The sequence below is a fragment of the Wolbachia endosymbiont of Nasonia oneida genome (assembly GCF_009012935.1).
Classification (GTDB): Bacteria; Pseudomonadota; Alphaproteobacteria; order Rickettsiales; family Anaplasmataceae; genus Wolbachia; species Wolbachia pipientis.
The window spans coordinates 1-3,707 of record NZ_QESS01000034.1; the positions used below are offsets into that span (position 1 = coordinate 1).

Below are 3,707 nucleotides of genomic sequence, written 5' to 3' on the forward strand. Positions count from 1 at the left end.
AGGGAGGGGGTAGTAGTAATACTGCTTCCTTACCTGACCAGCTCGCTCGCGACAAGGGCTTTGAAAAGCGCGCACAACTCTATGCTGCTAAGGCTTACTCAAGGCAGGCTGATAAAAATTACATTAATTTAAAGAAGGTTTTCTTCATTGTTATTTCCAATGGTATGCTATTCCCTGAAGAGGTTGAGTATATTTCTACTCACAATATACGTGATATAAAAACCAACGGCCATTACTTAAAAGATTTTCAATTTGTCTTTATAGAATTACCTAAATTTTCAAAAAGCAGAGTGGAGGAACTAGAAAGCACAATAGAAAGGTGGTGCTTCTTTTTTAAGCATGCAGAAGAAACGACAGATGAAGATCTAAAGAAAATTGCAGAGGAATCACCAATAATAAAGCTAGCATACGATGAATTAGACAAGTTTCACTGGAGTGAAAAAGATCTCCTAGCTTATGAAGAAAGAGTGATGGATCTACAGAAAGAAGAAGCCATCCTTGAATACAGACTTGATCTTGCTGAAGAGAAAGGTGTACGGAAAGGAAAAATTGAAGTCATAAAAGCAATGCTAGCTAATAATGTTGATGTCAACACTATTGTTAAGTTTACTGGCCTCTCCATGAGTGAGATCAAAGAATTGCAGAATTAAGTGTGAATGGTTACAAAAATACAATAAGCATTTTTCTTCATGTATTTCGTAAGTACCTTAATTTAAGTTTTCGCACTTTCAAAAAGCAAGTCAAACGAAATTATTAAAAGATCAATACATAATGACAATTGATTTAATAATAATTTAAACATTTGGAATGTAAAATTATAATATATTAATTAACTAGGGGGTTAAAAATGGGTATAACTAAATGGGTACTTGGCTTTGATGAGTCAGATATAACAGCATTGCAGGAAAGTCAACAAATTGATGCTGAGCAGTTTGAAAAAGTTTTTGGTGCATTAAAAGAATGGCAAGAAGCTCAAAAGATAGATGCTAAACAGTTTGAAGAGGTATTTAGTGCATTAAAAGAATGGCAAGAAGCTCAAAAGATAGATGTTGAGCAGTTTGAAAAAGTTTTTAGTGCATTAGAAGACAAGATTGGTACTAAGCAGTTTCAAGCTATGCAAGAGCACTTAAACGGCCTGCAAGAAAAAGTGGAAACACTTGCAGAGGCAGTAGCAGATCAACAAAAAATAATGGCAATTTGTATCATAGTCAGTGCTGTTGCCGCAATAGCAATAACTAGTTTTGTTGCATTCTGTATCTATCAGGGAGTTAAGCTTGATAAAGAGAAGAAAAACGACTTATCTAAAGATACGCCAGACGCAAAACTTAGTAATGTAGATACTACCGATGGTACTGAAAAACTACAGAATAACTTAAAAGTTGCAAACATATAGCTGCATAACACTTTTCTTGAAAAGGTGTTACGCAACTTGTAACACCTTACTCTTCTCTTAGTCTGCGTAGGTTTTTTTGATAGCAAACATATCACTTTTTAGAAAAATATTTGTATTGTAAAGTTAGTAAAGATTCTGGTTTACTTAAAGTTTGTTAATTGCTATCTTTTAAAACACGATATTTACTATAGCACCATATGCTTAGGGTTTTTTCTAAAATTTTATTTATATTAATGTTTTTGGTTTCTAGCTTTTTTACTGTGCATAGTGCTGAAGCTAAATCTAAGCTCAGTAAGAGATACATACCTCCTGGTAACCCTGGTGGTGCAAACTTTCATACAGATGAGGATTTTGCTGAGTCATATAAACTGTATGAGAAGCGTAGGGAATTGCTCAAGAAAAAAAAATTACAAGATCGAGCTATAAATAAAGAAGATCTAATCAAAAAATTAAAAGAGAAAAAAATTGCTAGTCTTGATAATGAGCCAAATGACATGGAAGCTTGCATAGTCGACGATGAAGAGAGCACTATGATAAATCAGCATGGTATTAATATCGCACGTTTAAGGGGTGCTGTATTTATAGATCAAGAGTCAGTTTTCCAGTATGAAAATAAGCAGCATGAAAGTGAACAACAAGAAGAGAAGAAAGTTACTTCAACACGAGAAAAGAAAGTTTCTCCTATAAATGTCACTATAAAAGAAACTCCATCAAGAAGAACGTGCTCACATGATTCTATTGCTAATTTGGATAACGTAGATGCTTATAGTTTGAATGGTTCAAGTTCATTTGGCAGTGTAGCTGACACAGTAAAATATTATCACAATATTGGCCATTAATAATATGCTAGATAAAGACCTGATATTGAATGATAATACATATGAATTATCGCAGATTTCCAGGCACAAAACTCATGTTGTAGAAGTTGGAAAAGTAAAGATAGGCGGAAATAATCCTGTAGTTGTACAATCTATGGCGCTTGGCGTGCATATAGATGCTGATAATATAAAAAGTAGCGCAAAACATTATGCAAAAGAGATAACAGAACTAGCGCGTACAGGTTCAGAATTGGTGCGAATTGCCTTGAACTCAGAGGAGGTAGCAAGAGCAATACCTTATATAGTAGAAGAGATAAATAAAGAAGGTTTTGACGGTAAAATATTGGTAGGCTGCGGTCAATATGAGCTAGATAAATTAGTTCAAGATTATCCAGACAACATCAAAATGCTGGGTAAAATTAGAATCAATCCAGGCAATATAGGCTTTGGCGACAAACGTGATGAGAAGTTTGAAAGGGTGATAGAGTATGCAATAATGCACGATCTTCCGGTTAGAATTGGGGTAAATTGGGGTAGTCTTGATAAATACCTTTTGCAAAAATTGATGGATGAAAACTCTTCGCTTAGTAATTCAAGGCCTTCTGATGTTATACTGCGCAAAGCACTTGTAATGTCTGCTCTTGATAGTGCAAAAAAAGCTGAAGAAATTGGTCTAAATTCAAACAAAATAATCATTTCATGTAAAGTTAGCAAAGTACAAGATTTAATTTTAGTTTATATGGCACTTGCAAAATCTTCCAATTATGCGCTGCATTTGGGTTTAACTGAGGCTGGTATGGGCAATAAAGGTGTGGTAAATACCGCAGCAGGGCTTACTTATTTATTGCAAAATGGCATTGGAGATACAATACGGGCTTCTTTGACTCAACGTCCTGGTGAATCGCGTACTAATGAAGTGGTGGTGTGTCAGGAAATATTGCAGTCTATAGGCTTGCGACACTTTAACCCTCAGGTTAATTCATGTCCTGGTTGTGGGCGCACGAGTAGCGATCGTTTTCGTATATTAACTGAAGAGGTGAATGGCTATATAAAAACTCATATGCCGATGTGGAAGAAAAAAAATCCAGGTGTAGAGCATATGAACATTGCTGTTATGGGATGCATAGTAAATGGTCCTGGAGAAAGCAAACACGCAAATTTGGGAATCAGCTTACCTGGATATGGAGAAAAACCTGTTTCAGCAGTCTACAAAAACGGCAAATATTTCAAAACTTTACAAGGTGATAATGTCTCTGAAGAATTTAAGGCAATTATTGATAATTATGTGAAGAAGCATTACACGTAACCTTTCACGGTTAATTAATAGATAAATCGCAAATAAAAAAGAAAATTAAACCTTGTTTTTCTTTTTTCGTTGGGAATGTTCAAAAAAGTGTGTCAAACCGAAAAAAAAGTAATAAATTGATATAAAAAAAATGGAGGTTTGACTGACCTTACCCAGAAAAAGTGGAGAGAAAGTTTGGAATGTTTTTCAC

4 protein-coding genes are annotated in these 3,707 nt (G+C 34.7%); all 4 read left to right on the forward strand.

The genetic code is table 11. The features are described 5' to 3' along the window. A partial coding sequence (locus DEF52_RS05850) for an Rpn family recombination-promoting nuclease/putative transposase (protein WP_151808120.1) occupies positions 1–650 on the forward strand: 650 nt, incomplete at its 5' end. 197 nt (positions 651–847) lie between these two features. Continuing rightward, positions 848–1,393, forward strand: a complete 546-nt coding sequence (locus tag DEF52_RS05855) for a hypothetical protein (RefSeq protein ID WP_151807755.1) — start codon at positions 848–850, stop codon at positions 1,391–1,393. 197 nt (positions 1,394–1,590) lie between these two features. After that, positions 1,591–2,232, forward strand: coding sequence for a TRP75-related protein (locus tag DEF52_RS05860; protein WP_151807754.1), 642 nt, complete (start codon positions 1,591–1,593; stop codon positions 2,230–2,232). A 4-nt stretch (positions 2,233–2,236) separates the two neighbouring features. Continuing rightward, a complete protein-coding gene (gene ispG, locus DEF52_RS05865) occupies positions 2,237–3,517 on the forward strand; it encodes a flavodoxin-dependent (E)-4-hydroxy-3-methylbut-2-enyl-diphosphate synthase (RefSeq protein ID WP_070356735.1) in 1,281 nt (426 codons plus the stop codon). Positions 3,518–3,707: the final 190 nt, after the last annotated feature.

Coding starts and splice junctions, on each gene's coding strand:
- DEF52_RS05855 (WP_151807755.1), top strand. CDS start 848: ATGGGTATAACTAAATGGGTACTTGGCTTTGATGAGTCAGATATAACA.
- DEF52_RS05860 (WP_151807754.1), top strand. CDS start 1,591: ATGCTTAGGGTTTTTTCTAAAATTTTATTTATATTAATGTTTTTGGTT.
- ispG (WP_070356735.1), top strand. CDS start 2,237: ATGCTAGATAAAGACCTGATATTGAATGATAATACATATGAATTATCG.